The organism is Paraburkholderia sp. Clong3, assembly GCF_050436485.1.
Taxonomy (GTDB): Bacteria; Pseudomonadota; Gammaproteobacteria; order Burkholderiales; family Burkholderiaceae; genus Paraburkholderia; species Paraburkholderia tuberum.
On the sequence record NZ_JBNDMH010000003.1, the window covers coordinates 143,383 to 162,180 of the forward strand.

Genomic DNA, 18,798 nt, shown 5'->3' on the forward strand with positions numbered 1-18,798 from the left:
CCCGAAGCTTCAACCCTTTTTAGCCGCCTCAGCTTCGAGGCACCCCATCCTCCACCAGCACCGCGACCGGCATCGCGGCGAGCGCGTCGCGCAGATACAGCAGCCCGTGATCGTCGACTTTCGGCGCGGCGGGGCTCAGCCAATCGAACAGCGCACGCGCCGACAGATCGGGCGGCATTTCGATGGCCGTATCCGCCCATTGCGCCGGCTCGACGAGCGGCAGATCAGCATCATCGCCAAGCAGTCGCGCGGCCAACCGGCTGGCAATCACCACGGCCCACGCATTGCCATGCCGCCGCGCGAACGCGATCACACTCGACGCATGCGCGCCCCGCACCGTGAGCGGCAGATACGCGCCCTGACTCAGTAGCTCCGGCAGATGCGCGCGCAACGCCAGCACGCGCTGGATCACCGCGAGCTTTACGCGCCCGTCGCGCCAGTCCGCCAGAAATTCCGACGGCGGCGTTTGCGTCTGCGGCAGCCACGCCTCGCGTTTCGCGAAATCGACGGGCCGCCGATTGTCCGGATCGACGAGGCTGAAGTCCCACAGCTCGGTGCCTTGATAAAGATCTGGGATCCCGGGCGACGCGACACGCAGCACCGTCTGCTGCAGGCTGTTGAGCGCGCCCGCGCGACCAATGCGCTCGACGAACGCCGACAGCTCCTTCAGAAAGGCGTCGCGCCGCTGCGGCGCAAGGATGCCGAACAGGAATTCGCGGCAGCCGGCTTCGTAGGCTTCGTCGGGCGCAAGCCAGCTGGTCTGCAGCTTCGCCTCGCGCAGCGCCTTCAACTGCCATTGCGCGACGCGCTCGGCCAGCTCCTTGACGCCGGCTTCGTCGTCGGCGCGCAGCGGCGGCGGCCAGCAGCCCACCAGCGTTTGATACAGCATCGCCTCGGCGGCGGGGCCGGGAGCCCACGCGTCGCTCTTGTCCTGGCTCACGCTGTTGATCGGCGTGCCGTCGAGCGCTCGACGCTGCGGCGCGTTCAACGTCGACCATGCACGCAACGTCGCGCCCCATTCGTCGGCGATCTCGCTGAGCACCGCGAGCCGCGCGCGCACATCTTCACCGCGCTTGTGATCGTGCGTGGCGGTCGCAAGCATCGCATGAGGAAAACGTTGCGCGCGCTCGAGATTGCCCGCATGAAACTGCTCCACCGACAGCGCGAACTCGCCCGGGTCCGAGCCGACTTCGTTGCGCGACAGCAGACGGCCGTAGCGATAGCACGCGGTGTCCTCGATCGCCTTGGCGGCGAGCGGCGCGGTCAGCTGCGAAAACAGCGTTTGCGCGCTGCGCCGGGACGAGCCCGCATGCGGCGACGCTCCGCCGCCTTGCGCCTGCTGCTGCGACTGCGCGCCGGGCCGCGCGGCCGGGGCCTCTTCGGCGCTGCCGCCGAGCCACGCATTCACGCGCTCGAGCGCCGCATGGTCCGAGCGCGGCAGCGAAGCGCGCGCGCCCGCGAGCGCCTCCTCGAAATAGACGTTGTCGGCGGCGCTGCGCAGTCCGCCCGGCGGATACATGCGGTACACGGGGAAATGCACGACCAGTTCGGTCAGCACGCGGCGCAGCGCCGGGTACGTGAAGTCGCGCGTGCTCAGCGAATCGCGTGCGATCCGATGCAGCGCGCGCGCCGCGCGGTCCAGTTCCGCGGAGAAGTTTTCCGCGAGAATCTTGCGCCGCGCCGCGTGCGCTTCATCGGCGAAGCGCGCGCTGCGGCCGGTGAGTTCGGCCCACGTACCGGCGAGCGGGTCCGCGCCGGCCGGATCGTGCAGCAGCGCGCCGACGTCGTTCATGAAGTCGTAGCCCGTCGTGCCGTCGACGGGCCAGTCGTCGCGCAACGGCTCGCCACGGCCGAGAATCTTCTCCACCACCACATACGGCGCGGTGTCGCGCAACTCGCTGAGCCGTTGGCGCAAACGCTGGCAGTATTCGCGCGGCTCGGCGAGCCCGTCGATGTGATCGATCCGCAAGCCGTCGACGAGCCCTTCGCGATAGAGGCGAAAGATCAGCGCGTGCACCGCCTCGAACACCTCGGGCCGCTCGACGCGCACGCCGGCGAGCGTCGAGATGTCGAAGAAGCGCCGCCAGTTCACTTCGTCGGAGGCGGTGCGCCACCACGCGAGCCGGAAATGCTGCCGCTCGATCAGCCGATGCAGCCGGTCGCGCGTGACCGGATCCTCAGGCGCGTAAGTCTCCAGCACGAACTCGATCGCCGACTCGCCTTCGCGCGCGACGAACTCGCGCAGCGCGTCACGCGCCTCGGCGGCGCGCGCCTGATCGGCGGGCTGCGTGGTGAGCCCCTGAAAGCGATTCGCGAGCGCGCTCAGATCGGCGCGGTCGGCGCCTTGCAGGATGGCCGCGTAATCGACCGGGCAGATCGGGAACACGTGCGGACCGTAGCCGATATGAAAGCGTCCGCTGTCGGCCGCGAAATGCAGCCCGATGCGGCCCGCCGCCAGTTCTTCGCCGTACGACGCGCCGAGCGTCGGCAGCAGCACCTTGCCGCGCAGTGCGGGATCGGGCGAATGCCAGTCGACGTCGAAATGACGCGCATACGCGCTGTGGCGGCCCCATTCGAGGATGTCGAGCCACCACGCGTTGCTCGACCCGCCGACGCCCATATGATTCGGCACCATGTCGACGATGAGCCCCATGTCGTGCGCGCGCAGCGTGTCGACGAGGTGCTTCAGGCCCGACTCGCCGCCGTATTCGGCACTGACCTCGGTGTAGTCGACGGTGTCGTAGCCGTGCATCGAGCCGGGCTCGGCCGTCGTGATCGGCGACGCGTACAGGTGGCTGATGCCGAGCGCGGCGAAGTAGTCGATGTGCCGCGCGGCGTCGTCGAACGTGAAGCCTCGATGGAACTGGAGGCGCAGTGTGGAGCGTGGAACGGTCATGGCGTGTCAGGCTCCGCGGAAGTGTTGGATGAACGCGCGGCGGCGCGGCGCGCGCCGTCGACGGCCAGCAGGCGGTCGGTGAACACGGGGTCGTCGAACATCGCGTCGACGGGCAGCGTCATGCGGCGGCGCCAGTTCGGATGTTCGTCGATCGAGCCCGGCAGGTTCGGCTGCTCGTCGAGCGCGAGCAGGTCTTCGAGCGGAAACGTGACGAGCGGCCCGGGGTGTCGCGGCGACGAATGCGAGCGCTTCGTCGACCGGCGCGTTGTCGGCGTCCGGCGGCGCGACATCGGGCGCGGCCACGCCCGCTTGCTGGAACGCGCGCCACAAGTCGGCGCGCTGCTGCGCGCGCTCTTCGAGCGCCGCTTCCTCGGGATCGCGCCCGTCGGCGCGCGCCATCGTCTGGCCGATGCGGTTGCGCCACATGATGTCGCTGCCGCGCCACCAGCCGGCGACGGTCGGCAGATCGTGCGTGGTCGTCGTGCCGACCGCGTAGCGGTCCCAATCGGCCGGCGCCTTGAAGCCGTTGCCGTCGGGGGCGCCTTCGAACCACAGCACGCGAATCCCCTCGATGCCGTGCTCGTCGAGCCGCTCCCGAAACCCGGACGGCACGGTGCCGAGGTCCTCGCCGATCACGATCGCGCGATGCCGCCACGATTCGAGCGCGATCAGCCGCAGCAGGTCTTCGAGCGGATAGCGCAGATACGCGCCATTGCGCGCGCTTTCGCCTTCGGGCACGAGCCACAGACGCCGCAAGCCGAGGATGTGATCGATGCGGATGCCGCCGGCATGCGCGAACGCCGCGCGCAGCATGTCGATGAACGCGGCGAAGCCTTGTGTGCGCATCGCGCGCGGCGAAAAGGTCGTGAGTCCCCACGACTGGCCGGCCTGGTTGAAGAGATCGGGCGGCGCGCCGACCGACACGCCCTGCAGCATGTCGTCGGGATAGGACCATGCATGACTGCCGGCGCTGTCGCAACCAACCGCGAGATCGGCGATCAGGCCGACCGCCATGCCGGCTTCGCGCGCGGTGTGCTGAGCGTGCAACAGGCCGCGCGATGCCAGCCACTGCAGGAACAGATGAAAGTCGACCTCGTCGCGATGCGCGGCGGCGAACGCCTCGACTTCGGGGCTGCGTGGGTCGCGCAACGCATCGGGCCAATTGCGCCAATGGCCGTCGCAGCCTTGCGCGAGCTGCGCGGCCTGCAGCGCTTCGAAGCGCGCATGATCTTCGAGCGCGCGCCCCGCGCGTTCGCAGAAGCCGTGAAATTCGAGCGCGCGCGGCGAGTGCTGCGGGCGCTCGTTGGCGCTGAACTGCTCGTACAGCGCGCGCAAAACCGTGAGCTTCAGCGGGGTTGCGTGCGGCCAATCGATCAGCGGCAGCTCTTCATATTTGGACCACGCGTTGCCGGCCTGCGCCGATGCGGACGCGGACGCATCCGCGCCGAACACCGCGGCCGGATCGATATGCGTGACGTTGAGCCATAAACGCGACGACGGCGCGTACGGGCTGAAGCGCTCGGGCTGCGCGCTGAACATCGCGTGGGTCGGACTGACGGCGAGCGCGTGCGCGCCGCGCTGCGCGCCGTGCCGCGCAAGCTGCGCGAGCGCCGTGTAATCGCCGATACCGCCGTCGCCGGTGCGGCGCAAGCCATACAGTTGCGCGGCGATGCCCCACAGTGGCGGCGCGGGCGGCGCGGCTTCGCGTTCGCCTTCTCCGCCGCCGCCGTGCAGCGTGCGCCACGCGTCGGCGACGGTGTAGCAGCGCGGCGGCGCGACCGCGAGCGTCATGCGCTGGTCGTTGATCACGAGCGTGTGATAGCCGGTTTCGTCGATCGGCGCGAGCAGCGCTTCCTCGCCTTTCGGTGCGGTGAAGCGGCCGTCGATGATCGAGCCGCTCTCCAGCTCGATCCGGTAATGGCTGCCCGACCTGACCGCGGCCGCGGGCAGCGCGATGCCGCGCCCGATCACCGCGGTCATCAGCGGCGGCAGCCGGCGGCCCGATAGTTCGGCCTCCAGAGCAGCGGCGCTGTGGCGGATATCCGTGGCGTTGCCGCACGGCAGACCCATGCGTGCGAGCAGCGTGCCAAGTGTCTTTTCGGGCACGTGTTGCGTATTGTGGTGCGCGTCCTGCCACTCCACCTCGAAGCCTGCGCGGGTGGCGAGCGCGGCGAGCCTGTCGTTGGGGCGTCGGGTCGTCACGCGCGCTGCTCCTCGTGCGATGCGATGCGCGCATCGTGGCGGCTCGCGAATTCGTTGATGTCGCCGGTCAGCCACGCAATGCACGCATGCGCGGGCAACACCCGCGCGTCGGCCTGTTCGCGCGCGCGCGGCGGTGTTTCGAAAATGATCTTGCCGTCGGGGATGGCGTCGAACGCGGCGTTCTGCTGCGACAGATTCAGCGCGATCGACAGCGTTTCGCCATCGCCGAGTTTCCAGCGCGCGATCAGCGCGTTCGCGTCGCCGCCACCGGCATCGCGCAGCACGGTCGCGCCGCACGCCTTCGTATGTTTCAGGCGCGGCGTGATCAGCTTCGCGCGCACCGCGAGCGCGGACTTGTAGTAATGCATCCAGTCGAGCCGATCCGGCGTCGGCTTTACATCGGGCGCGGGTGGCGACGAGGCGGCGAAGGTCTGGGCATCGTTCGGATCGGGAATCTGTGCGCGGCGTTTCTCATCGCTGAACGCGGCAAAGCGGGCGAATTCGCGGCGCCGCCCTTCGCGCACGGCGTCGGCGAGATCGCCGGTGTAATCGGTGAAAAACAGGAACGGTTGCGTCGAACCATGCTCCTCGTCCATGAACAGCAGCGGAATTTGCGGCGACAGCAACAGCAACGCGGTCGCGGCGCGCAGCGCGTCATCCGAGGTCAGCTTGCGCAGACGTTCGCCGAATGCACGGTTGCCGATCTGATCGTGGTTCTGCAAAAACATCACGAACGACGTCGGCGGCAGATGCGCGCTCGCTTCGCCACGCGGCGCACCATCGTGCAGCGGCGACGGCTCGCCCTGATACGCGAAGCCTTCGGCCAGCACTCGCGCGAGCCGGCGAATCGGTTCGTTGGCATACGCGTGGTAATAGCCTTCGGTTTCGCCGGTCAGCAGCACGTGCAGCGTGTTGTGCGCGTCGTCGTTCCATTGCGCGTCGAAATGCGCGTCGAGCAGGCTCGCGCTGTTGTGCTCGTTTTCGACCACCAGATGCACGTGACGGCCCTGCTGCACGCGCGCGCGGATATGGTCCGACAGCTCGCGCAGCCACCCGGGATTGTCGATCGCATGCACCGCATCGAAGCGCAGTCCGTCGAAGCGGTACTCGTTGATCCAGTAGACGGCGTTGTCGGTGAAGAAGTCGCTGACTTCGCTGCGCTCGAAGTCGATCGCGGGGCCCCACGGCGTGTTCACGCCTGCGCGGAAAAACGGCTCCGCGTAAGTATGCAGATAGTTGCCGTCCGGTCCGAAGTGGTTGTAGACGACGTCGAGAAACACCATCAGGCCCACACCGTGCGCGGCGTCGATCAGCGCCTTCAGTTCTTCGGGGCGGCCGTATGCGGAGTCGGGCGCGTACGGCAACACGCCGTCGTAACCCCAGTTGCGACGACCGGGAAAGTCGTTCAACGGCATCAGTTCGATGGCGGTGACGCCGAGCGCGGCGAGCTCGGGCAGGCGCTTTTGCACGCCCGCATACCCGCCCATCGCACCGACGTGCAATTCGTACAGCACCGTTTCTTCCCAGGGCCGCCCGTGCCATTCGGTGTGTTCCCAATGGTAGGCGCGCGGATCGATGACCTCGCTCGGGCCGTGCACGTCCCGCGACTGGAACCGCGAGGCCGGATCGGGCACCGCCTGCCCGTCGTCGAGCTGGAACCGATACAGCGTGCCCGCGCCGCTCTCGACGGTGGTCTCGAACCAGCCGTTGCCGGTCGGAGCCATGTCGTGCGCGCCTTGCGCGGGGCCGTTTTCGACGACCACCTGCACGCTGTTGCACGACGGTGCCCAAAAACGGAACCGCGTGCGCGGTCGCTGGCCGCTCGCGCCGATCAACTGCGCGCTGAACGGCAGGCAGTGCGCGTGATGATGCGCGTGAGGATCAATCGGACTTTCAGACATGTCTTCACCATTCGAATCTGCTAACGAGCCTGGACGGCAATGCGACGCAACGCAAGCAGGCATTGCGACGCAACATTCTTGCCACCCGGGCTGCGGTGCGATTTGTCCACGCTCGAACCAGGTCGCCGCAGTGCATCGTTCATTGCGAACCATCGTCGTTTGCGGTCTGCGCGCCCGGATCGGGCGGCAGCGCGGTCAACAGCCGCGGCCCGTGCTGCGCGCCGGCCACCCAGCCGGCTTGCCAATCCGCTTCACCGGTCGGTTGCGCGGCGAGTATCACGAGGCCGTGCGCGGCGACCTCGAGTTCGGCCGTCGCGAGCCGCTGCGGCGCGCGTTCCGGATCGGCCGTGTCTAACAGCACATGCCATTCCAGGTGCGGCGCGGGAGGCGCGAACTGCAGCGGTTCCTCGTGAGCGTTGAGCATCAATAACAATACTTCGGTTTCGCCATTCAGGCCCGGACCCGCGCGACGCAACGTGAACGCGCGTCCCTCGGGGTCCTGCCACGCTTCGATCGTCAGCGGATCGCCGTGTTCGTCGAACCAGCCGACGTCGAACAGGCCGGGCAGCACTTCGCGGTCGCCGAACAGAAAGCGCGTTTCACGCAGCAGCGGATGGCGCTTGCGCAACCCGATCACGCGCGCGACGAACTCGGTCATGCGCTGACCTTCCGGCGAATCCGCGAGGTCCCAGTCGATCCAGGATAGGTCGTTATCCTGACAGTACGCATTGTTGTTGCCGCGCTGCGTGCGCAGCGCTTCGTCACCGGCGAGCAGCATCGGCGTGCCGAGCGCGAGCATCACTGTCGCGATCAGCGAGCGCGACACCCGACGGCGGGTCGCGAGGATCGCGGGGTCGTCGGTCGCGCCTTCGAGACCCCAATTGCGGCTGCAATTCTCGTTGTGGCCGTCGTTGTTGTCTTCCAGGTTGGCTTCGTTGTGCTTCTGCTCGTACGCGGTGACATCGGCCAAGGTGAAGCCGTCATGCGACGTGACGAAGTTGATCGACGCCCACGGCTTGCGATGCCGCCGGTTGAACAGATCGGCCGACCCGGTCAGGCGCGCGGCGAGGTCGGGCCGCAGGCCGGCATCGCCACGCCAGAAACGTCGCACCGTGTCACGGAAACGGTCGTTCCATTCGCTGAATCCCGGCGGATGATTGCCGAGCTGATAGCCGCCAGGGCCGAGATCCCATGGCTCGGAAATCAGCTTGCGTTGCGATAGCACCGGGTCCTGGCGCAACGCGTCGAACAGGCCCGAGCCCGGATCGAAGCCGTGGCTTTCGCGCCCGAGCGTCACGCCGAGATCGAAACGGAAGCCGTCGATATTGAACGCGGTCGACCAGTAGCGCAGTGAATCCATCACCATCTGCAGCACGCGCGGATGCGGCAGATTGACCGTGTTGCCGCAGCCCGTGTCGTTGATATGGTGACGCTCGTCGCCGGGAATCAGCCGGTAATAGCTGGCATTGTCGAGGCCGCGCCATGAAATGGTCGGGCCCATCTCATTGCTTTCGCAAGTGTGGTTGTAGACCACGTCGAGAATCACCTCGATGCCGGCCGCGTGCAGCTGGCGCACGGCGATGCGCATTTCGTCGAGCCGGTGCGTGCTCAGATAGGTCGGCTCCGGCGCGAAGAACGCTGCCGTGTTGTAGCCCCAGTAATTGCGCAGGCCGCGCTCCACGAGGAAGCGGTCGTTCAGAAACGCGTGCACGGGCAGCAGCTCGACCGCGGTCACGCCGAGCTTCAGCAAATGCTCGACGAACTCCGGCGACGCGAGCGCCGCGAACGTGCCGCGTTCATGCTGGCGCAGATCAGAGCGCAGCATCGACGCGCCGCGCAAGTGCGTTTCGTAGATCACGGTCTCGCCCCACGGCACGTCGGGCCGCCTGTCGTGCGACGAGTCGAACGCCTCGTCGATCACGACGCACTTGGGCATCGCGGGCGCGGAATCGCGCCGGTCGATCGAAAGGTCCGCGCGATTCGAATGCACGCGATAGCCGAACAGCGCGTCGGACCAGCGAAACTGCCCGACGAGCTTGCGCGCATACGGGTCGAGCAGCAGCTTGTGCGGATTGAAACGATGCCCGAAATGCGGCTGATACGGCCCATGCGCGCGAAAGCCGTACGCGGTGCCCGGATGCGCGTTCGGCAGATAGCCGTGCCAGATCTCGTCGGTGCATTCGGGCATGGTGAAGCGGCGAATCTCCTTGCGGCCGGTTGAGTCGAACAGGCATAGCTCGATTTTCTGCGCATTGGCCGAGAACACCGCGAAGTTGACGCCCAGCCCATCCCAGTTCGCGCCGAGCGGATACGGCGAGCCGGGCAGCAACCGGTCGGGCAACGCATGCGACATGATTTCCCTTTCCTGTTCTGATTGTCGAGCTAGAGCTCGGGTCTGCCTGGGTCTTCATGCAACGGGCGCGCGGCGGCTGCCTGTGCGCCGCGCGCCCGGGTTACGGCACGTTTCCTCAGTCCGCGCGCAATACGATCGTCGCGAGCGGGGGCAAGGTCAGCGCGGCGGAATGTGGCCTGCCGTGGCTCGATACATGGTCGGAATGAATCAGCCCGCCGTTGCCCATGTTCGAGCCGCCGTACACGCCTGCATCGGTATTGAGCACTTCCACCCAGCGTCCGCCGCGCGGCATGCCGAGCCGATAGCCGAGCCGCGGCACCGGCGTCATGTTGCACGCCACGACGAACTCCTGGCCCGCGCCGTCGGTGCGCCGATAGGCGAACACGCTGTTGCCGCTGTCGTCGCCGATCAACCATTCGAAGCCGCCCGGTTCGCTGTCGAGCAGATGCAGCGCGGGCTCGTTGCGATACAGATGGTTCAGGTCGCGCACCAGTAATTGCACGCCGTGGTGGTTCGAATCGTCGAGAAGATGCCAATGCGGCGAGCCGTCATGGTCGAACTCCGCCATCTGACCGAATTCGCCGCCCATGAACAGCAGCTTCTTGCCTGGGTGCGTCCACATGAAACCGAAGTACGCGCGCAGATTAGCGAAACGCTGCCAGCGGTCGCCGGGCATCTTGCCGAGCAGCGAGCCCTTGCCGTGCACCACCTCGTCGTGCGAAAGCGGCAGCACGAAGTGCTCGGAATATGCGTACACCATGCCGAACGTCATGTTGTGGTGGTGATACTGGCGATACATCGGGTCTTCGTGCATGTAGTGCAGGGTGTCGTGCATCCAGCCCATGTTCCACTTGAAGTCGAAGCCGAGGCCGCCGTCCGCGAGGCGCGCGGTCACGCCCGGCCATGCGGTCGATTCCTCGGCGACCGTGATCGCGCCGGGGGCGCCCGGCACATAGCGGACCTCGTGATTCAACCGCTTCAGGAACGCGATCGATTCGAGATTCTCGCGGCCGCCATAGATGTTCGGCACCCACTCGCCGGCCGCGCGGGAGTAGTCGCGATACAGCATCGACGCGACCGCATCGACGCGCAGGCCGTCGACGTGATAGCGCTTCAACCACGCGAGCCCCGACGCGATCAGGAACGCGCTGACCTCGTTGCGGCCGAGGTTGTAGATCATCGTGTTCCAGTCCTGGTGATAGCCTTCGCGCGGATCGGCATGCTCGTAGAGCGGCGTGCCGTCGAAATCGATCAGGCCATGCGCGTCGTTCGGGAAATGCGCGGGCACCCAGTCGAGAATCACGCCGAGCCCTGCTTCGTGCGCGCGATCGACGAAACGCGCGAACTGCTCGGGCTTGCCGAAGCGCGCGGACGGCGCGAACTGCCCGAGCGGCTGATAGCCCCACGAACCGCCGAACGGATGCTCGGCGATCGGCAGAAATTCGATGTGCGTGAAGCCCATGCTCTTCGCATAGGGGATCAGCCGCTCGGCGAGCTCTTCCCAGACGAGACCACGCTGGCCTTCCTCGGCGACGCGCAGCCACGACTCCGCGTGCACTTCGTAGATCGTGATCGGCGTGCGCGCGGTCTGCTTGTCGGCGCGCGACTGGATCCACTCGTGATCGCTCCACGGAAACTGCTCGATCTCGTCGACGTGTGCGACGATCGATGCGGTGCCCGGCGGCTTTTCCGTCTGCATCGCGCACGGGTCGGCCTTCAGCGGCAGCGGATGGCCGTCGCGCGACAGCAGCTCGTATTTGTAGCGCGTGCCGGCGCCGACGCGCGGCACGAACAGCTCCCACACGCCCGCCTGGTGACGCAGCCGCATCGGATGGCGGCGGCCGTCCCACGCATTGAAGTCGCCGACCACCGACACGCGCCGCGCATTCGGCGCCCACACCGCAAAGCGCACACCCGGCACACCGTCGACGTCGACCGGCCGCGCGCCCAGACATTCGAGCACCGCGTACGGATCGCCGCGCGCGAGACGTTCGAGCGGCTCGTCGCCGAGCACCGGAGCAAACGAATAGGTATCCTCCACTTCCTGCACCACACCATGCCAGTCGATGCGCAAGCGATACGGCATCGCCGACGTGATGCGGCCCGCGAACAGGCCAGGGCGCAGTTGTTCGAGTTCGCCGAGCGTCGCGCCATCAGCGCGCGAAATCACGGTGACGTGCGCGGCGTTCGGCAGCAGCGCGCGCACGATCGGCCCCGCGTCCGTCTGATGCAGCCCGAGCTGCGAAAACGGATCGGGGTGACGCGCTTCGACGAGCGCGTCGATATCGACGGGTTGAAGGCCTGCGGCCGCATCATGCTCACTCATAGTCGCCCTCGGCCGGGTTAGGCGGCGTGGCGGCGCCAGGCGCCTGGGTTGACGGAACGCTGTGCGGCGGCGCACCGGTGTCGCCGAGCAGACGGCTCACGAGCGCCGCGAGGCCGCGCACCGGCAAGCCGAGCCACGTCGGTCGGTTGGCCGCTTCGTAGCGGATCTCATAAGCGGCCTTCTCGATCAGGAACAGATCGAGCAGCGCCTCCTCGGATTCGGGCGCGACGAGCGGCGTCGGCGACTGCGCGGCGGCCGCGCGATATTCCGCGAGGAACGCGCTGGTCGCGTGCGCGCGGAAGCGCTCGAACAGCGCGCGCTTGCGATCGGCGGTCTGTTGCGGCGCGCTTTCGGTGGTCGATTGCGCGGCCGCGCTCGCATACGAGAGCGAGCGCATCAGACCGGCCACGTCACGCAACGGGCTCGATTTCTGGCGACGCTCGTCGAGCGAACGCGCGGGCTCGCCCTCGAAGTCGATCAGATACGCGTCGCCGTGCGCGACCAGTACCTGGCCGAGATGGAAGTCGCCATGGATGCGGATGCGCAACGCGCCCGCGTCGCCCGGCACCAGCTTGGCGACGACCTCGACGAGCGCGGCGCGGCGATCGATCAGACTTTGCGCGAGCCCCTTCGTGTCCGCGTCGCTCATGCCCGCGATGCGCGTCGCGAGCAGATCGAGCGCGGCCGCGAGCATCGTCTGCGTCGCGTCGACCCACGCCTTCACCTGGTCGGCGTTGGCCGGTTCCGGCGCGAACGCGGGGTCGTCGCTCGGCGTGGCGAGCGCGACGTGCAACTCGCCGAGCCGGCGGCCGATGATGCCCGCGAGTTCGCCGTAACCGTCCAGCAGAATCGACTCGTTCGTGCGATCGGGTACGCTTTGCGTTTCGGTGTCGATCGCGATCGCGAGTTCGTCGACCGAGCGGCGCAGATAGTCGAGCGACCAGTTCCACGCATCGCCCTGATTGTCGATAAAGCCCTGCAGGATCGCCAGCGTATGCGGCACGCCCTCGGGATCGACGCGCACCACTTCGCCATACAGCGGCGCGGTGTTCGCATAGCCGAGCTGCGTCAGATAGCGGCTGATTTCCGCTTCCGGATGGATGCCGCTGACGAGCCGTCGCACCAGCTTCAGCACCGCGGCATCGGCGACGATCAGCGAGCTGTTGCTCTGTTCGGCCGCGAGCCAGCGAATCTCGGGCCGCTCGCCGAGAGCGTCGAGTTCGGCGAAGCGCTCGGTCGGCAGGAACTTGATCTCGCTCTTCTGCACGGTCGGCACGACCGCGCGCTCGCGCAGCTTGCGCAGCACGTTGTGCGCGAAGATCGGCAGCGAGAACGCGTCGGTCAGATGGCCGACGGTGCGGCCGCGCCGCACGCGCGCAAGCGCCAATTGCAGGAACAGCGGCGTGGTGGTTTCGCCGCCCCATGTGAGCGCGATCGGCACCACGTAGCGTTCGGTGTGGTTGCCGACGTCCACTTCGATTTCGGTGAACGCGAAGCCGCCGTTCGGGATCGTGGTCAGCGCGGCGAGCCGCACCGCGTGCATCTTCTGATCTTTCGACGCGAACCAGCGGCGCCGGCTCAGCCACGACGGCAGCACCTCGGATTCGAGCAGCCGCACGTTTTCGGGAGTCGGCCCGGTCTGCCCCTCGCGGATCACGATCGTGACGAACTCGGGCAGCGGCACGGAATGCGCCTGCGCCCATGTCGGACGCCCGCCGCCTTCGCACAGCATGAACCACAGGAAGCCGTAGGGCGGGAACGTCAGCAGATAGGTCAGCTGGCCGATCGCGGGGAACACCGAATCGGCGGTCATCTCGATCGGCACGAAGCCGTTGAATTCTGACAGCTCGAGCTCGACCGCCTGCGGCGCGCGCGACAGATTCGCGACGCACAGGATCGGCGCCTCGCCGGGCATCTCGCGCAGATACGCGAGAATTTTGCGGTTTTCCGGCTTCAAAAAGCGGATCGTGCCGCGTCCGAAGGTCTGCTTCGCGCGCCGCGTCGCAAGCATGCGGCGGGTCCAGTTCAGCAGCGAATGCGGGTCGCGGCTCTGCGCTTCGACGTTGACCGCATCGAAGCCGTACAGCGTCCCCATCACGGGCGGCAGCACCAGTTGCTCAGGGTCGGCGCGCGAGAAGCCGCCGTTGCGATCCGACGACCACTGCATCGGCGTGCGCACGCCGTCGCGGTCGCCGAGGTGGATGTTGTCGCCCATGCCGAGTTCGTCGCCGTAGTAGATGACCGGCGTGCCGGGCATCGACAGCAGCAGCGAGTTGATCAGCTCGATGCGGCGGCGGTCGCGCTCCATCAGCGGCGCGAGACGGCGGCGAATGCCGAGATTCAAACGTGCGCGGCGATCGCTCGCATAGGTGTTCCACAAATAGTCACGCTCGGAATCGGTGACCATTTCGAGCGTCAGCTCGTCGTGATTGCGCAGGAAGATCGCCCACTGGTTCGATTCGGGGAGTTCCGGTGTCTGCTTCATGATGTCGGTGATCGGGAAGCGGTCTTCGCTCGCGATCGACATGTAGATGCGCGGCATCAGCGGGAAGTGGAACGCCATATGGCATTCGTCTTCGTTGCCGAAATACTCCTTCACGTCCTCGGGCCACTGGTTCGCCTCGGCGAGCAGCATCCGGTTCGGGTACTCGGCGTCGATGGTCGCGCGAATCCTCTTCAGGATCTCGTGCGTCTCAGGCAGGTTCTCGTTGTTGGTGCCTTCACGTTCGACGAGGTATGGCACCGCATCGAGCCGCAGCCCGTCGATGCCCATGTCGAGCCAGAAACGCATCACCTGCAGCACCTCTTTCAACACCGCCGGATTGTCGAAGTTCAGATCGGGCTGGTGCGAGTAGAAGCGGTGCCAGTAGTACGCGCCCGCAACCGGATCGTGCGTCCAGTTCGACGGTTCCGAGTCGATGAAGATGATGCGAGTCTCCGGGTACTTCTGATCGGTATCGGACCACACGTAGTAGTTGCGATAGTTCGAGCCGGGCTTCGCGCGCCGCGCGCGCTGGAACCATGGGTGCTGATCCGACGTGTGGTTGATGACGAGCTCGGTGATCACGCGGATGCCGCGCGCGTGCGCTTCCTGGATGAAGCGCCGCACGTCCGCGAGCTGACCGTAGTCGGGATGCACGTTGCGGTAGTCGGCGATGTCGTAGCCGTCATCGCGGCGTGGCGACGGATAGAACGGCAGCAGCCAGATCGCGTTGACGCCGAGCTCGGCGATGTAGTCGAGCTTGGCCATCAGACCGGGGAAATCGCCGACGCCGTCGTTGTTCCCATCGAAGAACGACTTGATGTGCACCTGATAGATGATCGCGTCCTTGTACCACAGCGGATCGTCGCTGAGGGCCGCGGGTTTGCCGCGGCGGCGCGTGCGTACCTTCGCCGCGGTGCCGACGGCCACGGCCGTTTGCGCCTCGTGCGCGGTTTGGGCTGGATCGTCGCGCTTCATGTTCCACCTTCCATCCAGGTTGGGTTGGCAGCGTCTGCGTGAGGAGCGCTGTCGGGATCGTGGTCGCTGTCCTCGGGGCGATCGGCGGGCAGGCCGCCTAGCGGCGCGATTCGCCAGATCGAGAACGGTTGGCCCGAGCCGAGCCGCACGTGTTGCCAGCGTCCGTGCCATTCGAAGCGTGCGCCGGTCATCTGGTCGATCACTTCGAGCGTGGCGTGATCGTGTAGATGCCAGCGCTGGAACGTGTCCCACGACAACTCGATGTCCGCGCCCTGTTCGTTGAACGGATCGAGATTGATCGCGACGACGATCACGTTGTCGCGCGATTCGGTCGCTTTCTCGAAGCACAGGATGTGGTCGTTGTGCGCGGCGAGGAACGTGAGACCGAGATGCGTTTGCAGCGCCGGATTCGCGCGACGGATGCGGTTCAGTGCGGTGATCTCGCCGACGATATTGCCGGGCCGGTGCCAGTCCCACGCCCGCAACTGATACTTTTCGGAGTCCAGATACTCTTCGCTGTTCGGCAGCGCGGTGGCCTCGCACAGTTCGAAGCCGCTATACACGCCCCACAGGCCGGCCAGGGTCGCGGCCAGCGCCGCGCGGATCAGAAAGCCCGTGCGTCCCTGCGATTGCAGATGGCGCGGGTTGATGTCCGGCGTATTGACGAAGAAGTTCGGCCGATAGAAATCGCGCGCGCCGGTCTGCGTGAGTTCGCCCATGTACTCGGTGAAATCGCGCTTCGACTCGCGCCACGTGAAGTACGTGTACGACTGCGAGAAGCCGATCTTGCCGAGCCGGTTCATCATGCGCGGCCGCGTGAAGGCTTCGGCGAGAAAGATCGTGTCGGGGTGGCGCGCACGCACGTCGGCGATCATCCATTCCCAGAACGGCAGCGGCTTGGTGTGCGGATTGTCGACGCGGAAGATGCGCACGCCCGCGTCGACCCAGAACAGGATCACGTCGCGCAATGCGAGCCACAGGCCGGGCTTGGCGTCGTGCGCGTAGAAGTCCGGGTTGACGATGTCCTGATACTTCTTCGGCGGATTCTCGGCGTAGCGCAGCGTGCCGTCGGGGCGCCACGCGAACCACGTCGGATGCTCCTTCAGCCACGGGTGATCGGGCGAGCACTGGATCGCGAAGTCGAGCGCGATCTCGAGGCCATGCGCATGCGCGGCGGCGAGCATCGCCTTGAAATCGTCGAGCGTGCCGAGTTGCGGATGCACGGCGGTGTGACCGCCCTCGGCGGCGCCGATCGCATAGGGACTGCCCACATCGCCCGGCTGCGTGGTCAGCGTGTTGTTGCGGCCCTTGCGGTTCGCGAGGCCGATCGGGTGGATCGGCGGGAAGTACAGCACGTCGAAGCCCATGTCGCGGATGCGCGGCAGCTTCGCGCTCACGTCCGCGAACGTGCCGTGGCGTGATTCGTCGTCGCTCATCGAGCGCGGGAAGATCTCGTACCAGCTCGCGAAATGGGCGGCCGTGCGTTCCGCGTCGATCTTGTAGGTCACCTGGTCGCGGCTCAGAAACGGGCGATGGCGCGCAGCGGTCATTGCCTTCGCTGTGGCGGGCGCGAGAATCACTGCGAGCTTCTGTTCGGCGTCGGCCTTCTGGAAGTCGCGCACGATGTGTTCGAGCGGCTCCTTGTCGGCGCCTTCGGTCGTCTCGACTTCGGCGAGCACGAGCGCGAACAGATGCGCGGCTTCGTCGAGTTCTATCTCGACGGTCTGGTTCGCCTTCAGCTTCTTCTGGATGTGCTCGACGAGCGACGCGAAGTCGTCGCGCCACGCGATCACGGTGAACTCGTAGCGGCCGATCCGCTCGAGCGGAATGCGCGCGCTCCACAAGTCGAGCCCGACCGGCGGCGCGGGCGACATCAGTTCTTCGTGCCACGCGGTTTCGTCGGCCGCGCGCCACAGCACGGCAGCCGCGATCTTGTCGTGACCTTCGGCGAAGATCGCCGCGCGAATTTCCGCGCGCTCGCCGACGCTGCGTTTCGCCGCGAAGCGGCCGTTTTCCACGGACGGCGACACGCTCTCGATCGCGACGCGCGGCGCTTCGATCGCGTCGAGCACTGTCTTGCGGCCGCTGCGCTTGCTGTTCGCCTTGTCGATCGGCGGCGCGAGGCAGATCGGCTGTTCCGCGAACGCGCGCAGCAGCCGCACCGCACCGGGCGCGAGCGCGAACGGCGCGAGTGCCGCGGGTTCGGTTCGGCCGCGCGCATCGAGCGGCGCGAAGCGCGTAAAGCTGCCCGGCACGCCCGCGAGGAAGCGCGCGGGATCGACGCGCACTGGCGCGCCGAGTTCGGGATTCACGACGATCAGGACTGCTTCGCTGGCGTCGCGCAGATCGGCTGCGTCGCCGCGCAGCAGAACCGCGGCCGATGCGCCGGGGCCGCTCAATGGGCGCAATTCACCGTTCGCGTGCAGCGTCGGCGTGTTGCGCGCGAAGTCGTTGGCCTGGGTGACGGCGGCGCTCAGATCGAAGCGGCGCGACTGCGCGGCGCGGGCGAACTGCGCGGCGTCGCCGCGCGTTTGCGACATCGGTTCGGCGATGCCGTATTCGAAGCCCATCGGCATCATCCAGCCGCTGCCCAATGCAACCGACGTGAACAGCGCGCGTCGATACGCCCGCTCGACGATCGCCGCATCATGCACGTCGCTCAGCTCGGCGGCGAGGCGCATACCGTACGGCGCTTCGGGAAAGGCGATCGGCGCACCAACGCGCGCGAGCGCCGCATGTTCCTCGGCCATCCAGCTCGAACGGAAATCCCACCAGCGCACCGACGAAAACGCGCTGTCGAAGCCGGCTGCTTCGAGACCGGGCAGATCGCCGCGCGACAGGCCCGGCGTTGCCGCGAGAAAGCGCACGCGCGGATGCTTCGCTCGCACTTCATCGCCGAGGTGCAGCCATACGGCAGCCGGCACGCGATGCGGCGAATCGAAACGGAAGCCGCCGACACCCGCCTCGGCGAGCGCGAGCAGTTGCTGGGTCCACCAGACGCTCAGCGAGGCACTCGTCGCGGGGTCGTCGAAATTCGCGTAGGCAACGTTGTCTTCGCGATGCACGTGGCGCGGATCGAGCCGTGCGAGCTCGGACTCACGCGCGTGAAACCAGTCCGAATGCTCGCTGTACAGCACGCCGTCGGCGGCCATGCGGTCGATCACGAGATCGACCAGCAGCGTCAGGTTGTTGCGGCGCGCGGCATCGGCGAGCATGCGCACGGCGTCGTGCACCGAATGCTGCGCCTCGAACACCGGATGCAGCCGAGCGTGATTGCCGACCACCTGGCCATGGCCGGCCTGGCCGGGCTCGAACAGCCCGCCGATCAACGCATGATCGAAGCCGAGCCCGGCCGCATGAGCGAACTGCGCGGGCCAGGCATCGAGGGGCCCGACGAGAAGAGAATGAAAAAAGTAAATCCGCGGCGCGTACCCGTTTGGAGATTCCATCGGTCGTTTCCAGAGTTGTCCTGCTGCGGTGTGGATGCACTTGGCATGCGATCACAGCGCTCATTGGGCTTCCCGAGCCGGATACCGCGCCATGCGTCCGCGGGGGCACGTACTGGTCAATGTAGTGCAAAGATCGTCGCGCCGCTGGCCAGTCGCGGGTGCTTTGACGCCAGACGCCGGTCTCGCGGGACTGGTCGCCACTCGTCGCGGA

The 18,798-nt window shown here is 67.0% G+C and carries 6 protein-coding genes and 1 pseudogene; all 7 read right to left on the reverse strand.

Annotated elements, in window-relative coordinates:
* Nucleotides 1–28 precede the first annotated feature (28 nt).
* The 7 genes and pseudogenes from treY to OKW30_RS24195 all read right to left on the reverse strand — a co-directional run bounded on the left by treY (nucleotide 29) and on the right by OKW30_RS24195 (nucleotide 18,587).
* Complete coding sequence (gene treY, locus OKW30_RS24165) at nucleotides 29–2,896, reverse strand: malto-oligosyltrehalose synthase (protein WP_429347838.1); 2,868 nt, start codon at nucleotides 2,894–2,896, stop codon at nucleotides 29–31.
* Nucleotides 2,893–5,098 (reverse strand): annotated as a pseudogene (malQ, locus tag OKW30_RS24170) (4-alpha-glucanotransferase). The gene treY and the pseudogene malQ overlap by 4 nt, the downstream one beginning before the upstream one ends.
* A complete protein-coding gene (gene treZ / locus OKW30_RS24175; RefSeq protein ID WP_429347839.1) occupies nucleotides 5,095–6,999 on the reverse strand; it encodes a malto-oligosyltrehalose trehalohydrolase in 1,905 nt (634 codons plus the stop codon). The pseudogene malQ and the gene treZ overlap by 4 nt, the downstream one beginning before the upstream one ends.
* A gap of 139 nt (nucleotides 7,000–7,138) precedes the next feature.
* Nucleotides 7,139–9,352 carry a glycogen debranching protein GlgX gene (gene glgX, locus OKW30_RS24180; protein ID WP_184072210.1) on the reverse strand — a complete coding sequence of 738 codons (2,214 nt, stop codon included), beginning with the start codon at nucleotides 9,350–9,352 and terminating at the stop codon, nucleotides 7,139–7,141.
* Nucleotides 9,353–9,467: 115 nt separating this feature from the next.
* Nucleotides 9,468–11,678 carry a 1,4-alpha-glucan branching protein GlgB gene (gene glgB / locus OKW30_RS24185; RefSeq protein WP_429347840.1) on the reverse strand — a complete coding sequence of 737 codons (2,211 nt, stop codon included), beginning with the start codon at nucleotides 11,676–11,678 and terminating at the stop codon, nucleotides 9,468–9,470.
* A complete protein-coding gene (treS, locus tag OKW30_RS24190) occupies nucleotides 11,671–15,138 on the reverse strand; it encodes a maltose alpha-D-glucosyltransferase (protein ID WP_429347841.1) in 3,468 nt (1,155 codons plus the stop codon). The genes glgB and treS overlap by 8 nt, the downstream gene beginning before the upstream one ends.
* On the reverse strand, nucleotides 15,135–18,587 hold the full coding sequence (locus OKW30_RS24195; protein WP_429347842.1) for a maltotransferase domain-containing protein: 3,453 nt from the start codon (nucleotides 18,585–18,587) through the stop codon (nucleotides 15,135–15,137). Before OKW30_RS24195 ends, treS begins: the two co-directional genes overlap by 4 nt.
* Nucleotides 18,588–18,798: the final 211 nt, after the last annotated feature.